This is a genomic window from Bartonella sp. CL434QHHD (assembly GCF_042195145.1).
GTDB lineage: Bacteria > Pseudomonadota > Alphaproteobacteria > Rhizobiales > Rhizobiaceae > Bartonella.
In genome coordinates this window covers 1-17,410 of sequence record NZ_JBHINT010000036.1, presented here as the reverse complement: position 1 = coordinate 17,410, position 17,410 = coordinate 1, and the positions used below count along the sequence as shown (strand labels likewise).

Here is a 17,410-nt window from a genome sequence, read left to right as displayed (position 1 = left end):
ATGCTTAATACGCGTTTAGCTTATCAAAAAGGGGGATATAATGGCACTTTTTCCATTTTCTATTGCTGATATTGATGATCCGGAATGTATTCGTGTGGTTCTTTATGCTAGCGGAAGAATGGGACATGCTCCTTTGAATGCTCTGTTGAAGCAAACACGTCAAGATCTCCAATGTTTTGATAAAATACAGACTCAAAATATTCTCCAACTTACACAGCGTTTGGATATTTTAGAACAACAATTGAAAACGATTATCAAAGATCTTGAAGATGTGAAACACAAACAAGACGCTGAAGAAGCGGATAAAAGTAAAACGATGGGTGATTAACCATCTCGATTTGTGTCTCTATGGGATTTAGCTCCTTTAAAGCAGTGAGATAGATAGTTGTGAACAGGATAGTTATTTGCCTGTCCATAGAGCATTTATTTTTTTGATCAACCAAAAATGAAAAAGAGGTATTCTATAATGAAAAAATTGATTTTAATATTTTTAGCTTTGTGTCTTACTGGACCAGCTTCTGCACGTTTGAGGACTATTTCAGATGATTGTTCAGATATCGGCGGAACAATGGTTCGATCACAAATCATCAATAATATTTCTGTCATTCCATATAAAAATTTGCAAGGGGTAAATATTCTCTCTGTTTTGGAAACGAGGCCTACAGAAGAGCCAGAAATGTCACAAATTACAGGAAGAACATTTCATATTCAAAGTCCTGAGATTGTTGAGCTGGCCTATAGAGCTTACAGTACATCGCAATTCGTTGATATTTGTTACAGAAGTAACTATCCAATCAATGTTATTCGAGGGCTGAGAGTGCGTGATAATTAAGCGTATTATCTGTATTCGTTGTGACTTAAATAAGTGATGCTTGGAAAATGGTCAATCTTCTACACTAAGGTTATTTTAACCCTAGCAGTTTTCTGATTTACAGTTTTTACTCAGAGTATAATCGTTCATGTTTTACAGAATTCATGAGTGATCGGTATTGAGGATCTATCTTAAGATATTCAACTACAGTTTTTTCTATTTTAAACTGAGTAATTTTGCATCAATCGTCGTTTGAGCTTAGATGGCAATTTCATTCTAGCGTTTGGTGTTAGAAAGATTTTAAGCGTAGTGAGGCTGTAAATACTTGTCTTAATTGTCTTTGTTGACAGTATGCCGCTTGCGATAGGCAATAAATCATAGACACATTTTGAATCCGTAGAATGCACGTACATTAACAATGGCAGACATTTTCAGTGGTAGTATTGCCAATGATAGAGCTTGTGCATGCGATGTTTTGTTGTGTGAATAAGTCATCATTCACGCGGCACCAATAAGGGAAGGCTTTGCTGTAGAGCCTGTAAAATAAATCGTGCAACAGCGGGGTAGGGGTCAGAATAGACTGAGATGAGGCAGCCTTATCACGGGCTAAAGCTGGTCAAAATTCTCGTCTTTAAGGAGGCGAGGAGGCTAAAAATATCCATTAGATTGCATGGGGATGCATTTCATGTCCGTTGCAATAAATTTAAAAGAGGTAAATTATGAAAAGTTTTTTGAAAAAAATATCCATTGTTTTGGTGATGATAGCATTAACAACAGGTGTTTCTCATGCTGGAGTTTATGAACAAAACGGTTATCTCAATTCGGTTCAAGTCGTTAGCGCAGGAGCACAATGTCGCCTAGAGCTCAGATACGGTATCAGCCCTACTTCAGACATTCAAAAAGGTATTTGGGGCTGTGATAACATTGTTGGAAAAAGTATTTTGGATTTGGCAAAAACCGCAGTCATTTTGAACAGAAAAGTAATGGTTATTTTTGAAGCGGGTCATGTGCCAGCAAAAAGGGTTTTAGCCATCACTTTAAAATAAGATCAATAGGGGTTTTTCTCCCTTTTTATATCTGTAACGCTTCAAGAGGTTACAGGTATAAAATATGGAGTGTATATCAAAGGTATAAAAATGTTTCAAAGAGCATTCTCAGTATTTTTAGTGACAGTTTTATTTTTTTTCTTTTCAGATGTAAATCTGTCATATGCTATTGATCCTCCCCATATGGTTTTCCGTATAGATGATCGCTCTCCATCTGTTATATTCTTTGGAGGAGGTTTTGCCCCTTGGGGGGATGATCAGGATATCATACATCATGTAACTGGGCACTCTATTGCTCAACAGACTTCAGCATTTGTGTCTACAACTGCAAATATGGATGCAGTTTACAGAATGGCGCGGCAACAGATTGCTAATAATCCTGATGAAACGTACTGGCTATATGAAATTATTCCAGATATAAATTTTTATTATGTTCCTAACTCACTCTTTGATACAGCCATGTCTGCTGACAACGTTGTTCAACATGAACAAGTTATGGATCTTTATTATGCATATTTATGGCAGGATGAATGGGCTTCGCTGGGGGCAATCAATACAAATCATATATACTCTGCAAGAAGTATTATGCAGCAAGCGAATGGTGATATTGTCATTGGTCCTAGAACCTTTAATTCTCTTTTTGTTGCCGCTCCATCACAAGTAAATTCGGGGACACTTCCTTCACAAGATTACACTTTTTTATCAGCTTATTATTCTGATAGCGAGGATGCGTTATCTCCAATGTCACTGGCATTTCTTGTAGAATCCTGTAACAGCTCTTCATCCAGTGGTCATATGGAGCGTTCTGGGGATTCTTCCTGCAGCACATACAAACATTCTGTTGATGATATTATGTATAAAATGAATCTATGGTATGAAGCTCTTTAAAGAATTACAGCTATATCTTGCTATTTAATCAAAAACAAAAAAGTAGGGAGATAGCGCATTTCTGTTTTATTTGATTGGTTCTGATGCGCATAGTGCGTAGGGCAGAGAAAATTTTTCGGTATTATGAAGTGTGATAGGGGTGCTATAAAGCATAGGTGTGACATCATCAAAAATGGAAGCGTTGATTTAACAGTATTTGTTGATCTCGATTATCAAGTCCATTCTTTTCTTTGTTTGGAGTTTTACATTAATAATCTCTTATCTTGTTTTAGCGACTGCTTTTTGAGGGGGCGGTAATAGAAGGCGTGTAAGATTTTATATATGAAGTGTTTGTGTGGTGAATAACGGTAAATCCATTGAGCACTCCCATCTTTACGCTTATGCAGAGGCAAGCCCGCACCATCATTGTATTTGCTCGCTCCCAATATTACGACAGCCTTGGTTCGTGAGACGCTTCATAAGAGGCATATGCCTTTCTTATACAGTTTTTAATCCACATGCTAGCTCCGCTTGTAACTTGTAAGCGACATGGTTTTGGTTGATTTAACATAAACAGGTTTGAAATGAAAGAATCCTATGGTGTTCGGGTCTCTCATTCAACATGCAAAACAATAAATACTCTTTATAAATCAATGTGATGTATCTTAAAGAAGACGAATTGTTTATAAAGCCGCATGGATGAAGAATCTTCGTCTTTTAAGGTGGTGAAAGAAAATCATCAGCCCTATTTTTTCATAAAGGGCATGAGAAAAGTATTTTACAAGAATTTTATACGATAAAAATTATACGATAAAAAAAGAGGGGCTTTTGACATAAGAGTCTTGATCGTTTGTTGCTATAACCTGTATTGTGTACACAAATACTTCTATCATTTTTTGCTGTAAAAGCTTCTCTTGGGATGTTAAAGGGTACAATCTTTATGGAAAAAAGAATCCGAGCAAGACAAAAGGCTTATTTCAAAAGATTATATCGCAAGATTGCTTTTGTTTGCATAATACTTTTTTGTATAGTGTTTTTGTGTTTTGTTGTTGCTAAGGTGGTTAGTTATTTTTCTTCTCATAAAAAAGTAACACAACAAGCACCCGTTGAATTGGTTATTCCTGTTTTTGATCTGCGCGTATATTGCAAGGAAATTTCTGCTTCCGTTATGCCCGATATGAAAAGAGAAGTTTATCAGCATTGTCTTAATTTGGAAAGTGAGGCCTATTTTGCTATTCGTGAAATGTGGGATAAGCTTTCTGATAGTGCTAAAAAACAATGTTTGACGATGGTCCGTCCTGGGGATGGAAATTATTTTCTCTTACGAGACTGTTTTCTCAATGAAAAAGAAAATAAAACAGGCAAAAGGCGCAATTACTTTTAAGTTTTTATACGGAAAGTTAAAAGGAAGCGAATTTTTATAAAAAAATAAAAGCCTCTTAAATGACTATCTGCCTCAAGATCAATAGCCACCTGATTTATTTATCTTGTTATATCGCACTTCTTATTTAAGGTGTGGCGACATAAGGTATGGATGCCGCCTTAAAATGTTTAAGGGGGCGTGGTGGAGTTTCAGAAGGATTTGTTGCGCTTTTTAAAGGGAAATAACGAGTGTGGGAAATCCATTTCATAATGGTTTTAGTGAATGGTATAATCCTCATGAAATATATAAAATTTATAGAGTATGTTCATCTTTATGGTTTGAAAAAGAGTAAGCCGGTACTATCTCACACTTTGCTTGCTCCCAATGGTGCCTCTCGACAGCCCTTTAGCCTTAGAGACGGTTCATAAGAGGTACTTTAAGTCTTTTTTATTGTTTTTACTCCACGCAGGTTTTCCCACGTGTAACATGCAAGAAAAAGAGATTGATTCAACAGCAAACAGATAGAAAATGAAAAATCCTACGGTATTAAGTTTTCTTACTCAACACAACAAATATGAATTATCATTATAAACCAATTCACTGTACGAATTTTATAAGAATTTTCATTGTTGACAGACCAGTGTGACTCGAGAATCTTCGTTCTTTGAGGGGGTAAGTCAATAGACATGACTAAAATGAGTAAAAAAACTTCCTTTTATAAACATTCAAGGCTTCTTCATGCGTAAAACGCTGTGCTGGGTTTACAAATGTGCTTGTTTTATAATTCTAGTTTTCTTTATCAGAAAATACTTTATCAGAAAAGATAAGTGAGGAAATGCGTTAGGCCATTCTTATTGATAGGCTTTGAGGAGGGTATTTTGTTGAGAAGAAACTGATTTTTTAAAAAAAGTTTGATATATTGGTCGGGTTTTTCATAATTTAATATTTTTTTGTATTTAAATATTTTATTTTTAAGCTCAATTTGTTATAAATAAAAACTGTGATTAACTTAAAAACTCTATGGGTTAAAATAGAAATTGATAGTATCGTTAGCTTATTTGGAAAAGAAGATTGATCTCTTGGTGATTATAGGGCTTGAATAATACTTCGTGTTAATCTATCTATAAAAATCAAGAGGTTTTGTGAAGCGATCGTGGATTATCGCTCGCAAGGGGTTGCTTTAGCGATGAAGAGAGGCTATATTTATAAAATAAAGAGGTTCGCGCAGTGACTCGTTGGGATGGAAGTGCTTGTGGTTTAAATGCACGAGGGGTAGAGAATATCGGCGTTTTTAAGAGCTGTGGTTTTAGAGCAAAAAAGGAAGCTTCTAATATTCTCTGGCAGGAATTTTTTCTTTGTCAGGTATGTTGTGTGTGTGTTTTCCTTTTTGTTTTCCACAAGATAATTATTTTTTTAGTGAAATATGGTTTATTTTAAAAAAAACACTTGGCATTTTACGTGAACATCATTAGATTTCTGCTGTTTGACAGAGAAAAAGGGAATTTTTGATTTACGATTTCCCTGCTGTTTTGTGATTTTCAAGAAAATATATGCTTTTATCAATATCAGTAGGGTTCGTTTGAGTGAAATAAACGCGGATAGCTTGATAATCGTATGTTAAAAATGATCAGCATTATCAAAAGATAATGTAATGAGGAAGCGTCAATTAAGACACACAATAAGACAAACACTCCAAAAAGGGATAAAGATGAGGCCACAACAAAATAGACGGGTACGCGGTCGCAATAATAACAATAATGGTAATAACAATAATAATCGTCGCGGTCCTAATCCGTTGTCTCGCAATTATGAAAGTAGCGGTCCGGATGTTAAAATTCGCGGGAATGCTCAGCAAATTGCTGATAAATACATAAGCCTTGCGCGTGATGCACAAGGTGCAGGCGATCGTGTTATGTCGGAAAATTATTTACAACATGCCGAGCACTATTTGCGTATTATTTTAGCAGCAGCTGGGCAAATGTCTCAATCGGTTCGGCGTGATGAAAATCGTGGTGATGAAAACGAAAATCGTGATGAAAACAATGGGCAAGAATGCGGTGAAATAAATCTTGATGGTGAAAAAAAGGATACTGTTGAGGGTGATACAGATGTATTACAAATGTCGTCGCAAAAAAATGGCAATGGCCAATATGATAAAGCGCAAAATGGGGATGCGCGTGAAAACGCTTTAGAGGCTCTATCGGATGGAAAAACAGATCAAGAGCACAGTCTTTCTGAGAAAAATGTTGAACCCGTCAAAAAAACACGTCGTTCTCCCCGTCGACGTACTGTACGGACTCAAGATGAATCATCTCTTGAGCTTTCACTTACAACAGCAGAAAGCTCTAGCAATGGAGATGCATCAACAGCAACAAAAGAGGATTCTTCCTTGCCTGGATTAGGTGAGGGGATACAGAGAAAACCACGCCGTCGCCGAGTGGTCAATCTTGAGGCAGAGGAAAATGTTTAAACCTGAAAGGTGCTGTATAAGCGCTTGTGGTGATGTTATTGGTATTATGATAGTAAATTGTATATACTCAAGAAGCCTTTTGCGCTTTCTTTAGATTTTCACGGGCAGTATTGGGACTTAACAAAGGGTGTTGACAGAAAAGATTGCCTCTTTGCTGGGATTTAAGTAAGGGAATACAGGGAAAGATACGTCGTCGCTCGAGTGGTCAATCTTGAGGCAGAGGAAAATGTTTAAACCTGAAAGGTGCTGTATAAGCGCTTGTGGTGATGTTATTGGTATCATGATAGTAAATTGTATATACTCAAGAAGCCTCTTGCGCTTTCTTTAGATTTTCACGGGCAGTATTGAGACTTAACAAAGGGTGTTGACAGAAAAGATTGCCTCTTTGCTGGGATTTAAGTAAGGGAATACAGAGAAAACCGCATCCGTGTATTTTAAGAGGCAGTTCTTTTATGAAGAACGCAATGTCGTTGTTTTATTTAATTCACACTTATATTTAATATTGTTCAATGTATTTATGCCCATTTCGCGTTGGTGTTCATGAATTCTATTATGTGAAATTCATCGGCTATCTTTGCTTAATAAAAGATGTAAGCTGGGCGTTATTGCTTTAATTTTCAATGTTGCAACAGTTCTTCTTTTGATACCGGATCATTCATAAGAGGTATTTTTATTCATCCATTTCCTTGCTGGGATATGTAAAGAAATGATTTTGATTCAGTTTCTTACGAACAGATTTGAAAGGGAGAATCTTATAGTATTTGAGATTCTCGTTTGACATGCAAAATAAATCATCACTATAAATTAATATGTTGAATTTTTGCACTCAAGAAGAGGTATTTCTTGCACGTTTATTAGCTTTTCCCAAGTGATGTCAGTTTTCTTAAAAATGGGAATGCGTTGACAGAAAGGTTTCTTCTTTTCCAAGATTTAAGTGAGGGGATACAGTAAAAAACGCGCCGTCGCCCGTGTGGTGTATATTTAAGACTTATCACATTGATTTATAATAATAATTCATTGTTTTGAATATTAGGTGAGAGCCCCTAAGCCCCTAGAATTCTCTCATGTCCAAATTTGTTCCATGTTGAATCAACAAAAAACATTCGCTTGCACGTTGCAAACGGGGAGAGCCCGTGTGGATAAATTTGTATAAGAAAGGAATAAAAATGGCTCTTATGAACTCTCTCTAGCGCCAAGGGCTGTTGGCAACACCCACGAGTTGGCAAAGCGTGTGATAGTGTCGGCTTGCAGAAAATGTTAAATCTTCAAGGATGCTATGTTAAGCGCTTATTGATGTTAGTTTTCTTAATGAGGCATTATCTTCGAACTCTCTTTTGTTGTTTCAACAGAAAGAACGGCGATTAGAGCACCGGTATGATAATTGTAAATCATAAATTTTGTTTGTCCATCAGGGGTTAAAACTTTCAGTACAATATTGTGTTCTGAGAGGCTTTGCGACAAAATCTGTGTTTTTTCCGGTAGAGAGAGCGTATGATGGATAACGTGTGGGTTTTTGCTGGGAGAGGAAGATAACTCGGTTTGTTTTGGCGCTGATCCGGTTGTTATCACTTTATAAACAATTAAAAACAGTACGGTTAGAATAAGGAAAAGCGTTATTAAAACGGAAATAATCATTAAACCCATAAGTTTTTTTCTCACTCGTTCTACGGCAGGGTCTAAAGGGAGATCTTGAGGCAGAGAATTTTGCTCTGTGTGATGGTCTTTTGAAGGTTGCATTCGCTTATTATCCATCATGTCTTTCATTGATTATTTTTTTGAGATCTGATGGGTTTATGCTTTTAAAGTTTTTTGTGCAAGAGGTTTGTGGAAGAAGAATGCAAAAGAGGAAGCGATGTTGGTAAAATATCTTCTTTGTGGACTGTAGACACCTTGTCCTTTACGTTTTGGCTTTTAAGAAGAAAATTTCCATGGTTTGTTACAGACCAGATCAAGTTTACTTCTTGTTGATGCAAATTTGCATGTACGTTTATACATTGGGCAAAAATTTGTTGTCCATAAAGTGCAAACTTTTTTGTGGACGGTACCATGGCTTGTTCACAAGCTTGAGCCGTTGGATAGATTTTAACCATTGTATTGTTCGAATAGCAACTATTAAAATCATCTGTACATGAAACTAATAAGAGGATAAAAACAAGGGGATTCATCAATTATTTTCCAAATGAGAGGTTGACAGAGCGGACTGCAATTTGTCAGCCTAGGGGCTTCTTCACTGTTAAACGCTTTCAAAGTTTTTTAGTTCCCCTTTGAGATGGGTTTTCCCCTTTATAGTAAATTAATCAAAGTCATTGGTTTGCACGTCATAAAGGGGTGTGTAGGGGGGCTTTGTATCAATGAGAAGTATTTGAAAAAAAGCCTAAAATGCCTCTTATGGACGCTCTCAAAGGTCAATGGCTGTTGTAACATGAAAGACAAATGGTATGATGATGCTCAGCTACTACTTTTATGAAGTGAAAAGGGGCATGAAGGTAAAGAAGGATATGGCGTAACAAGGGGCGGGTTTGATGGTTCACTTTACGGGGGCTATTATATCTTATTTACAGATACTGTTTTGAAATGAGCGTGGATGCGCTGGGAAATATTAAAAAAGTGCGTGAATGAAAGACATAAGTGTATTCTGTTTTAGAATGTCCTATTGTACCTGAAGAGAATATCTCCATTATAGAATGCGATATATAAAAGCGTAAAATATGCAATTTTCATCAATTAATTGTCGTTTTCGTGGAGGCTTTAAGCCCGTAAAGCTGAAGAATGATGATGGATGTTAGCTTTACTCCTTGAAATTGCATATTATGCCAAAATAAAATTGTATGCGCATTGCGAAAATTACACAAAAAGAGATGGGTAATAGGCTCGCTTTTATTTGGCATAGTAAAAGTTGAAACGGTTTGCTCTTTATCGTTTTGGTTTCTGTTTTAAAATATGCCGGTTATATGAGGGATGGAAGTTGATTAACAGCGGGAATGGATTTTATGTAGCTTTCAGTTCTCATCGTTAAGGTTTTTCGTTAAGGTTTTGGGGAACTATTGGGGGACTATAGAGGTTGGTTTAAAGAGGTTGGAAAATATCTTTGTGCTTAATAAACAGATGAGACATTTTACTAAAAAAGGGGAAACTTCTCTTGTTCATTGTTTAAAATGCTCTTTTAAGAAAAAATATCAAAATAAGTATCAGGAACAGAGAGGCAATAGACAATTCCTTCTTGTGTCAATTTGAGGGAGGCTGAACCATTCACGGAAATGGGAACGATTTTTTCGAGAACGGCACTACCAAAACAGGCTTTTTTATTGTTTGTGGGAGGGATGCCGGATTCAAAATTTTCATGCCAAGTGATGATAAGTTGCGTTTTGCCATTCAGTTTTGTTTCGATTTCACAGCGTACACAGATGCTCCCCTTTTCTTGGGAAAGGGCTCCAAAAGAAAGAGAATTGACAATCAGTTCATGAAAAGCCAAACCAATATGCAAAGCGGCATTGGGAAAAAGATAAGGATCGACGCCTTCAAGTGAAAAACGTTCTGTTTCTTTCATTAAATAGCCTAAAGCCTGCGTTTGGACCAATTCGCGAAATTGAGCACCACGCCAATCGGAATCCGTGATCAGATCTTGAGAATGAGAAAGAGAATGAAGACGACCTTGAAATTTTCGTAAAAAAACTTGAAGAGATTCAGTATAGCGGGCGGTTTGACTGGCAATACTTTGAATGATCGCTAGAAGATTTTTAGAACGGTGACTGACTTCGCGAAGAAGGATTTTAAGCACTTGTTCACGGCGGCGTAAGCCGGAAATATTGACACCGGTGGTGATAATACCAATAATGTCTTCGTTATCATTGCGGTGGCAATCAATAGAAAATTTGTACCAAATCTCTTGTTTGTTTGTATCTTCAAAACGTGCTTCAACAGTTTGCATTTTGCCACTGGCTAAAACTTGCAGTTTGATGGTTTCCATATTGTCTGCAAGGTCAAGCGAAAAAAAGTCGCTGTCACGACACCCAACCCGCCATTTATTGTGCAAATGGTGGGGCAAGTTTTCAGCCCATAAATAAACCAGATTTGTTGCCTGATAGAGAACGCAAATATCCGCACCACGAATCGCTTGCATGAGCGCACTCATATGAGATTTATCCATGGGAGGCTTTGAAAGAGGCGTAACAATCATAATTTTAAGATGTTACCCTGTTCTAAGCCGCTTTAGAAGCATTCTCTTGAAAAAATAAAGCTTGGGAAATAAGCGCTTTCACCATATCTGGGTTAAAAGGTTTGGTCACTAAAAAAGTTGGTTCTGGACGCTCGCCAGTGAGAAGCCTTTCGGGAAAAGCCGTGATGAAAATCACTGGTATACGGTCATTTTTCAAAATCTCGTTGACCGCATCAATACCTGAACTGTTATCGGCTAATTGAATATCAGCCAAAATCAACCGTGGTTTTTTCTTATGATACATAATGACAGCTTCATCACGCGTGCGCGCTATTCCTACAACATGATGACCTAGGCTTTCTACCATTTGCTCAATATCAAGTGCAATAAGAGGTTCATCTTCAATAATCATGACTTCAGTGGCAATTTGTTGAGAAATATCAATAGATGCTTGGTTGAGAAGCTTGCGGAATTCTTTCGTATCCAGATTCATGATTTCGCTGGCTTCTTGTTCATGAAATCCTTCAACGGCAATGAGCAAAAATGCTTGGCGTGCACGGGGCGTGAGATAGGATAATTTGGCACTGGTTTTTTGTTCAAGACCAAATTGAGGCAGGGGTTCTGGGATGTTCGGTGTGGTTTGGTCAAAAAGATGGCAAAAAAGCCAATAGGTACCAATTCGGTCAGTGGAGGCTTTGGGAAAAATGGAGATGTCGGCAATGAGTGCTTCCAACATCGCTGACACATAAGCATCGCCAGAGGATTGGCTACCGGTGACAGAGCGGGCAAAACGCCGAAGATAGGGAAGATGCGGGGCAATACGCGTTGATAATGACATAATTTATAACTCCTTTGACCTTTCAAGCACTTTGTTGGTTGAAATTCTCAACCGATAAAAAAGTTCCTTGATTTGTATGGAACTTTTTACCGACAGCTATATTTACAACTATAAGGCGAAAAAATTCTTCGCGGTGCTACCAATATTATATGGATTAGGGGGATGAAAAATGAACGACCGTGATGAAAAAAATCTCACCACACAATTTACAGTTGGAGATGATCTTCTCGGGGTCAATAGCGAAATAGCACGGAAGTTACGTCAATTTTACATGGAAATTCAAGAAGAGGCACTGCCACGGTGTTTGCTTGAGCTTTTAGAGAAGTTGGAGCGCGCAGAGCAATTTGGCTTAAACAATGTGGAAAAGGTTTGAATCCTTTATGTCAAAGCGCGCGAAAAACTTTAAACAAGAACTCCTTTCTGTGTTGCCGGCTTTACGAGCTTTTGCTGTTTCTTTAAGTGGCAAGCACGATAAAGCTGAAGATTTGGTTCAAGATACTGTTATGAAGGCATGGGCTAAGCAAGATAGTTTTGAGATGGGGACTAATCTTAAAGCTTGGCTTTTTACCATTTTGCGCAATGAATTTTATAGTCAAATGCGTAAAAAGGGAAGAGAAGTTCAAGATACCGATGGCGTGTTTACTCAAAATGTCGCTGTTCATCCTGCTCAATATGGATCGCTTGATTTGCAAGATTTCAAAAAAGCCTTAAATTTGCTTTCTGCCGATCAAAGAGAAGCCATTATTCTCATTGGCGCATCGGGGTTTTCTTATGAAGATGCTGCGACTATTTGTGGTTGTGCTGTTGGAACCATTAAAAGCCGTGTGAGCAGGGCGCGTAATCGATTACAAGAACTTCTTAAGGTGGATGGTGAGTCTGATTATGGTCCTGATTCTTACTCAGCTGGAAGTACATTGTGTTCATTTAACGGCTAAAAAAGCATAATAATTATGATCGATAGCCTTGTTTTTTTTATTCCCGTTATAGCTATTACAGTAAAGTCAGTATCTGAGGAAATTCAGAAGTTTGGCGTGTATCCTTAGGAACACAAGAAAAGCCTGTATAAAACTTTCTCACGGGCTTTAGGTTTTATGTTCCATAAGGTTGCCTTCCTTTGTGCTGAAAAATGACGACTTTCAAGTTCGCCAATGGACATTCTATGACAACAAAAACAAATTTGATGCCTCAAATGCCTTCTTCTGATGCAACGATATCACGCTGGCGGTGGGGTGCGATTGTTGTTTCTCTTGTTATGGCTCTTTTGGCATCGGTTTTTATTATGTTGCTTTCAAATGCCGTTGATCGAGAAATCGCACAGTTGAATACAAGTTCAGAATTGCGCGAACAGGCTGATTTGGTCCTTATTAGCTTGATTGATATGGCTGTTGCTGATCGCAGCTATGCAAAAACGCGCAAGGCGGAAGATAAAATACGTTTTGAAAATTCAGAGCGGGAGTTGGGGAATATTCTCGACTATATCGCACTTATTGTTTATGCGCATCCGCAGTGGTATAAATGGTTTACGGCTTTTAAAGAAGAGGTTGAAGCACGAAAAGCCTTTATGAATGCCCATATGCATGCTCTTGATGCGATTCCTGAACAACCTTCTCAACCTTCTCATGCGGACTCTTTGGAAGTATCAAAGATTCCTGTGGCACGTTTAGCTCAATTGATGACAAGCTTTATTAATGGGGATGATGTAGTGCGACAAAAACAGCGTGAGGGTATCGCATTGATGCGGGCTGCTTTGACTTTGGCGGCTATTGTTTCCGTTGTAAGTACCTTTATTTCTGCCTATTTTGTTATTAATCGTTTTCATCGTGATATGCGCTCTTTAAAATTGTATCAATTGCTGCTTCATAGCGAAAATATCGCTCTGGAAGCCCGCGTGAAAGAACGAACACAAGAATTAGAAAGAGCACGTAATCACGCTGAAAAAGAACGCCAACGGGTTGAAATATTGTTGCAGGATGCAAGCCATCGCATTGGCAATTCTCTTGGAACGGTGTCTTCTTTGCTGGGGCTCCAGTTAAACCGGAGCAAAAATGAAGAGGTACGTTCTGTTCTAGGTGCTGCACGTGATCGTATTCAGACAATTTCTACAGCACATCGTCGTTTGCGCTTAAGTGATGATATGGAAACGACTTTATTGGCAGAGTTTCTTAGTTCTGTTGTGCATGATGTCGAATTGGCAGTTCCTTTTGAATTGCGTGAAAACATCACCATTCACACCAACTTTAAAGATTGTCGCCTGTCTTCAAGAGATGCGACAACACTTGGAATTATCCTTGGTGAACTGCTGACAAATTCCTTAAAACATGCCTTTCCTGATCAACGGTCGGGTCATATTTATATCTCCTTTGGTCCCCAGAAAGATGGACAATTGATGCTCATTGTAGAAGATGATGGCGTGGGAATGAAAAGCCAAACTTTAAAACAAAAAACAGGACTTGGTCGTGTGGTTGTGGAACAGCTCTGTATGCAATTTGGTGAAAAACCTCTGTTTGAAACTTCTGCTTTAGGAGGCACAAAGATTGTTATTCCTTTGCCAAAACTTAGCATGAATAGTTCAAAAAAAAGCTCTGACTGATTTTTTTAAAGGGTTAAACTCTTTGCTCGTGGTAAGCTGCCTTTCATTCATCGTGAATGTATGGGGAGGGCATCTTTTCACAAGAAGAAGGAAAAATACGGCTTCAGTAGCGCGAACACAGCACCATTCATATCAGATTGTCAATTGCTTTTAAGAGAAGCAACCTTGCTTCTTCATCTTTTGGTCTCGTTGTTTTTTTGCTTTATTGACTCCGATGATCGGCTTTCAAAGTTCTCCTTGTCTTAGAGCTTTGAAGTGCTTAAGTGAGCCTTTAAATTTATTTTGAATAAGTGCTCCTTTAAGCCAATAATAATACTTATATTCGTAAGCTCTATTTCTTTGCGAAGAGATTGTTTTTTTTAAGTTTTGTTATTTTTTGTAAGGGCTGTTAAAACTTTAAATATGGGGTGTTTTTGTAAAAGTGTGTAAGGAATATTCTCTTAGGTAAAACTTGCTCATAAAGTTCATGAAACACCGTCCTTTAGGGCTATGAACAGCATACATTCAACAAGTGGAATCTATTCAACAAGAAGTCGGGTTGTTTATAGAATGATATGGATTTTAGAATCTTCGTTCTTTAGAAAAACTCACCTTTGATTTAAGACTTTATTGCATGGAAAACAAAGGGATTTTTATCGTTTTGATAAAATAAACAAGAAGAGTTAGCCTTTTTGGGGTTCATATTTTTCACTTTTCTATTGTGCGTAAACCTGAAAAGGGGAGGGCGTTTTATTTTTAATCATTGTGATGCGACCTTGGGTGGTGGCATATTTCGACGTATCCTTTAATAGATATTTAAAGTGCGGAAATCTCTTTGAGAAAAGTAAGCGCTAAAGCATATTTTTAGATGTTTTGAGTCGTGAAAATGCCGATGCTTTCATGCTTTAAGTCTCTTCGGAGGGTGCTATCGGGCTGTTGATCAAAGAATCAATATTGTTTTTTTCTTGTAGGAATGTTTGTAGGTCTTGATTGGTTAAGGCTTTGCTATCCGGTATACGAATGCGCATGGGATCAACTTTGACGCCATTGACAATGATTTCAAAATGACAATGGGGACCGGTTGCCATTCCTGTTGATCCAACATATCCAATAATTTGCCCTTGTCGTACTTTCACGCCTGGTTTGATGTCTGGTGCATAACGACTTTGGTGTGAATAACTGCTGACATATCCATTGGCATGTTGAATTTCCGTGTGATTTCCATAGCCGCCTGTTACGCCTACTTTTGTGACAATACCATCTCCTACAGCAATAATGGGCGATCCTTTAGGAGCAACCCAGTCAACACCCGTATGCATGCGAATATAGCCTAAAATAGGATGTTTGCGTGGACCAAAGGGGGAGCCAAAAATCCCATTTGGTGTGGGTTTGCGCAGCAAGAAAGGCTTTGAACTCTTCCCTTCAGAATCATAATAATCAACGCTTCCATCTTTTAATTGATAACGGTAATATTTATAAGTTGTATTTCCAAAAGTTGCGCTAATATAACGAATTTCTGGATCAGTGTTTTTGGATGCTTCCTTTGCTTTCAAGTTCTTTTTGCCGTTTTTGTTTTCTTTATCGCTTTGTGGTACGGCATAAAATATTTCGATCTGATCATTGGGTGTTATCGGACTTTTCATGTCAATATTGGTGGCCAGCAGACGAATAAGACGATGAGAGAGAGATTGTGATATATTATGGCTTAGCAAAGCACTATAGAGTGCATCATAAGCCGTTGGTAATTGCGCGCTATTGATGTAAGAATGCGGAATACCATTTTGAAAAGCCGTTTTAAGCGCTTTAGACATTTTAGGCTCTGTGCTTTCAATGAATTGGCCTTTATCATTCAGGGCAATGGTGAGAACATGATGCATCCCTTGATAGATACTTGCGCGTACGAGATGGTCTTTTTCACCAGCTTGTGTCACGATACCAATGCGTAAAAGGCTTCCCTCTTTAAGAGTATCGGAAAGGCTTATTTTTTCTAGCGTTTTTACAACCTGGTCAATTTGCTTTTTTGTATAACTGGTTTTTTTGAAAGCATCGGCTATCGTTTGTTTTTTACGAATAGGAATAATATCTTCAACATAGTTTTTCGTCAGATCGATACGGTGGCTTTGAGGAGAAACGGTTACATTTTCTTGAACGATTCGAACTTCAGGGGATTCTGTGCCTTGGGAAGGGGAGGATGCATCTTCTAACTTTAAAGGATCAATCAATGTGAGAACTGAAAGAAGTTCGGTGCTCTTTTCTAAAGTAAATCCAGCTTTTTGCACTTCTTGTTGTGCCTCTTCATCTGTCAATGTGTCGCTGTCATCAAAATCGAATTGATTTACCTTAAAATCATAGCTGCGTAAGGTGAGTTTTGTTTCGATTTTTGCACCGTAAATCTGCCCAGAATCTTCTTGTGGTGCAATATTTTGACTTTGCGAATCACTGGCAAGAATGCTTAAAGAATCAAATTTTGGATAGCTATATTTCTGGGGGCGATTTTCGGCTAAAGCCATACGAATCCATTCAAAATGTTGTGTTTGAATGACTTTTTCATCGCCTTTTTTTTGTAGAATCGATAGTTCAAATTGACGTTTTCTGTCAAAGCTTTGCCGTGCATGGGTGGGGGAAATACGATCACCTTTATACCCATTGGCCTCAGGGTCTTGTGATTCTGATAGGTTTTCCTGCGTAAACCATTGTGGCGGTGTTACCAATCGCTGTTGTTCATCAAGAGCTGTAAAAAGTGCAATACCCATAAGAATGCAGGAAGTGATTCCTGTCAGAATGGTTCCCGTAAGCCAACGAGCAGAGACCTGTCGGCGCGCAGGCCGCAAGCGTTTGACGACAAGAGCAGGGTCCTGTCCAGGATCGTTTTTTTGTTGTTCGTTATCCCACATAGATTTATAAGAGTACTTTTCAATATTAAATAAAGAAAGCTAGATAGATAGCTTAGCATGCTTCTACAGGAATTTGATTCTTTTTACAAATTACAGATCATGCGATTCTCTTTATACAGCAATGTCTTTATAAATCGTACCTGTGCAGAAAAATTTCCTTATTAAAGTAGCATAAAACAAGCGTTATTGAGATTAACTCATTCTTAGGCAACTTCCTATTTTCATGCATTGCAATGGGGTGCTATATTTTACTTTAAAGGCGCCATGCTCTCTTTGAACTCCTTTTGTTTTCATGTTTTATTTTTATGAAGGCAGATTTTTCCAATAATGTCTTGAAATAGGATTTTTTGTTACAATATTTTATTGGAAATGTTTGGGTTATTTTATTTAAAAAAA

At 37.8% G+C, this 17,410-nt stretch carries 14 protein-coding genes; 9 read left to right on the top strand and 5 right to left on the bottom strand.

What is annotated here, in order from left to right; genetic code table 11:
• Window positions 1-40 precede the first annotated feature (40 nt).
• The 6 genes from ACFILN_RS06320 to ACFILN_RS06295 all read left to right on the top strand — a co-directional run bounded on the left by ACFILN_RS06320 (window position 41) and on the right by ACFILN_RS06295 (window position 6,557).
• Window positions 41-328, top strand: a complete 288-nt coding sequence (locus tag ACFILN_RS06320) for a hypothetical protein (RefSeq protein ID WP_273791311.1) — start codon at window positions 41-43, stop codon at window positions 326-328.
• Window positions 329-466: 138 nt separating this feature from the next.
• Window positions 467-832 carry a hypothetical protein gene (locus tag ACFILN_RS06315; protein WP_273791312.1) on the top strand — a complete coding sequence of 122 codons (366 nt, stop codon included), beginning with the start codon at window positions 467-469 and terminating at the stop codon, window positions 830-832.
• Window positions 833-1,530: 698 nt separating this feature from the next.
• A complete protein-coding gene (locus ACFILN_RS06310) occupies window positions 1,531-1,857 on the top strand; it encodes a hypothetical protein (protein WP_273791313.1) in 327 nt (108 codons plus the stop codon).
• Window positions 1,858-1,947: 90 nt separating this feature from the next.
• Window positions 1,948-2,745: a hypothetical protein gene (locus tag ACFILN_RS06305; protein ID WP_375631408.1), complete on the top strand. Its 798-nt coding sequence runs from the start codon at window positions 1,948-1,950 to the stop codon at window positions 2,743-2,745.
• Window positions 2,746-3,664: 919 nt separating this feature from the next.
• Complete coding sequence (locus tag ACFILN_RS06300; protein ID WP_273791315.1) at window positions 3,665-4,108, top strand: hypothetical protein; 444 nt, start codon at window positions 3,665-3,667, stop codon at window positions 4,106-4,108.
• Between the two features lie 1,687 nt (window positions 4,109-5,795).
• Complete coding sequence (locus tag ACFILN_RS06295) at window positions 5,796-6,557, top strand: DUF4167 domain-containing protein (RefSeq protein WP_375671091.1); 762 nt, start codon at window positions 5,796-5,798, stop codon at window positions 6,555-6,557.
• A gap of 1,305 nt (window positions 6,558-7,862) precedes the next feature.
• On the opposite strand, the gene ACFILN_RS06290 is transcribed toward ACFILN_RS06295, so the two are convergent.
• The 4 genes from ACFILN_RS06290 to ACFILN_RS06275 all read right to left on the bottom strand — a co-directional run bounded on the left by ACFILN_RS06290 (window position 7,863) and on the right by ACFILN_RS06275 (window position 11,551).
• Entirely contained in the window at window positions 7,863-8,309 is a 447-nt protein-coding gene (locus tag ACFILN_RS06290) for a hypothetical protein (protein ID WP_375657829.1), read from the bottom strand.
• Between the two features lie 47 nt (window positions 8,310-8,356).
• Window positions 8,357-8,722 carry a hypothetical protein gene (locus ACFILN_RS06285; protein WP_273791326.1) on the bottom strand — a complete coding sequence of 122 codons (366 nt, stop codon included), beginning with the start codon at window positions 8,720-8,722 and terminating at the stop codon, window positions 8,357-8,359.
• Window positions 8,723-9,720: 998 nt separating this feature from the next.
• Entirely contained in the window at window positions 9,721-10,734 is a 1,014-nt protein-coding gene (locus tag ACFILN_RS06280) for a sensor histidine kinase (RefSeq protein ID WP_375631405.1), read from the bottom strand.
• 22 nt (window positions 10,735-10,756) lie between these two features.
• Window positions 10,757-11,551, bottom strand: a complete 795-nt coding sequence (locus ACFILN_RS06275; protein ID WP_273791319.1) for a response regulator — start codon at window positions 11,549-11,551, stop codon at window positions 10,757-10,759.
• Window positions 11,552-11,720: 169 nt separating this feature from the next.
• On the opposite strand from ACFILN_RS06275, the gene ACFILN_RS06270 reads away from it, so the two are divergent.
• The 3 genes from ACFILN_RS06270 to ACFILN_RS06260 all read left to right on the top strand — a co-directional run bounded on the left by ACFILN_RS06270 (window position 11,721) and on the right by ACFILN_RS06260 (window position 14,141).
• Window positions 11,721-11,924: a NepR family anti-sigma factor gene (locus tag ACFILN_RS06270; protein ID WP_015856821.1), complete on the top strand. Its 204-nt coding sequence runs from the start codon at window positions 11,721-11,723 to the stop codon at window positions 11,922-11,924.
• A 7-nt stretch (window positions 11,925-11,931) separates the two neighbouring features.
• Entirely contained in the window at window positions 11,932-12,486 is a 555-nt protein-coding gene (locus ACFILN_RS06265; RefSeq protein ID WP_375631404.1) for an RNA polymerase sigma factor, read from the top strand.
• A gap of 224 nt (window positions 12,487-12,710) precedes the next feature.
• Window positions 12,711-14,141: a sensor histidine kinase gene (locus ACFILN_RS06260; RefSeq protein ID WP_375631403.1), complete on the top strand. Its 1,431-nt coding sequence runs from the start codon at window positions 12,711-12,713 to the stop codon at window positions 14,139-14,141.
• Window positions 14,142-15,025: 884 nt separating this feature from the next.
• Here ACFILN_RS06260 and ACFILN_RS06255 read toward each other — a convergent pair.
• On the bottom strand, window positions 15,026-17,014 hold the full coding sequence (locus ACFILN_RS06255) for a M23 family metallopeptidase (protein WP_273791323.1): 1,989 nt from the start codon (window positions 17,012-17,014) through the stop codon (window positions 15,026-15,028).
• Window positions 17,015-17,410: the final 396 nt, after the last annotated feature.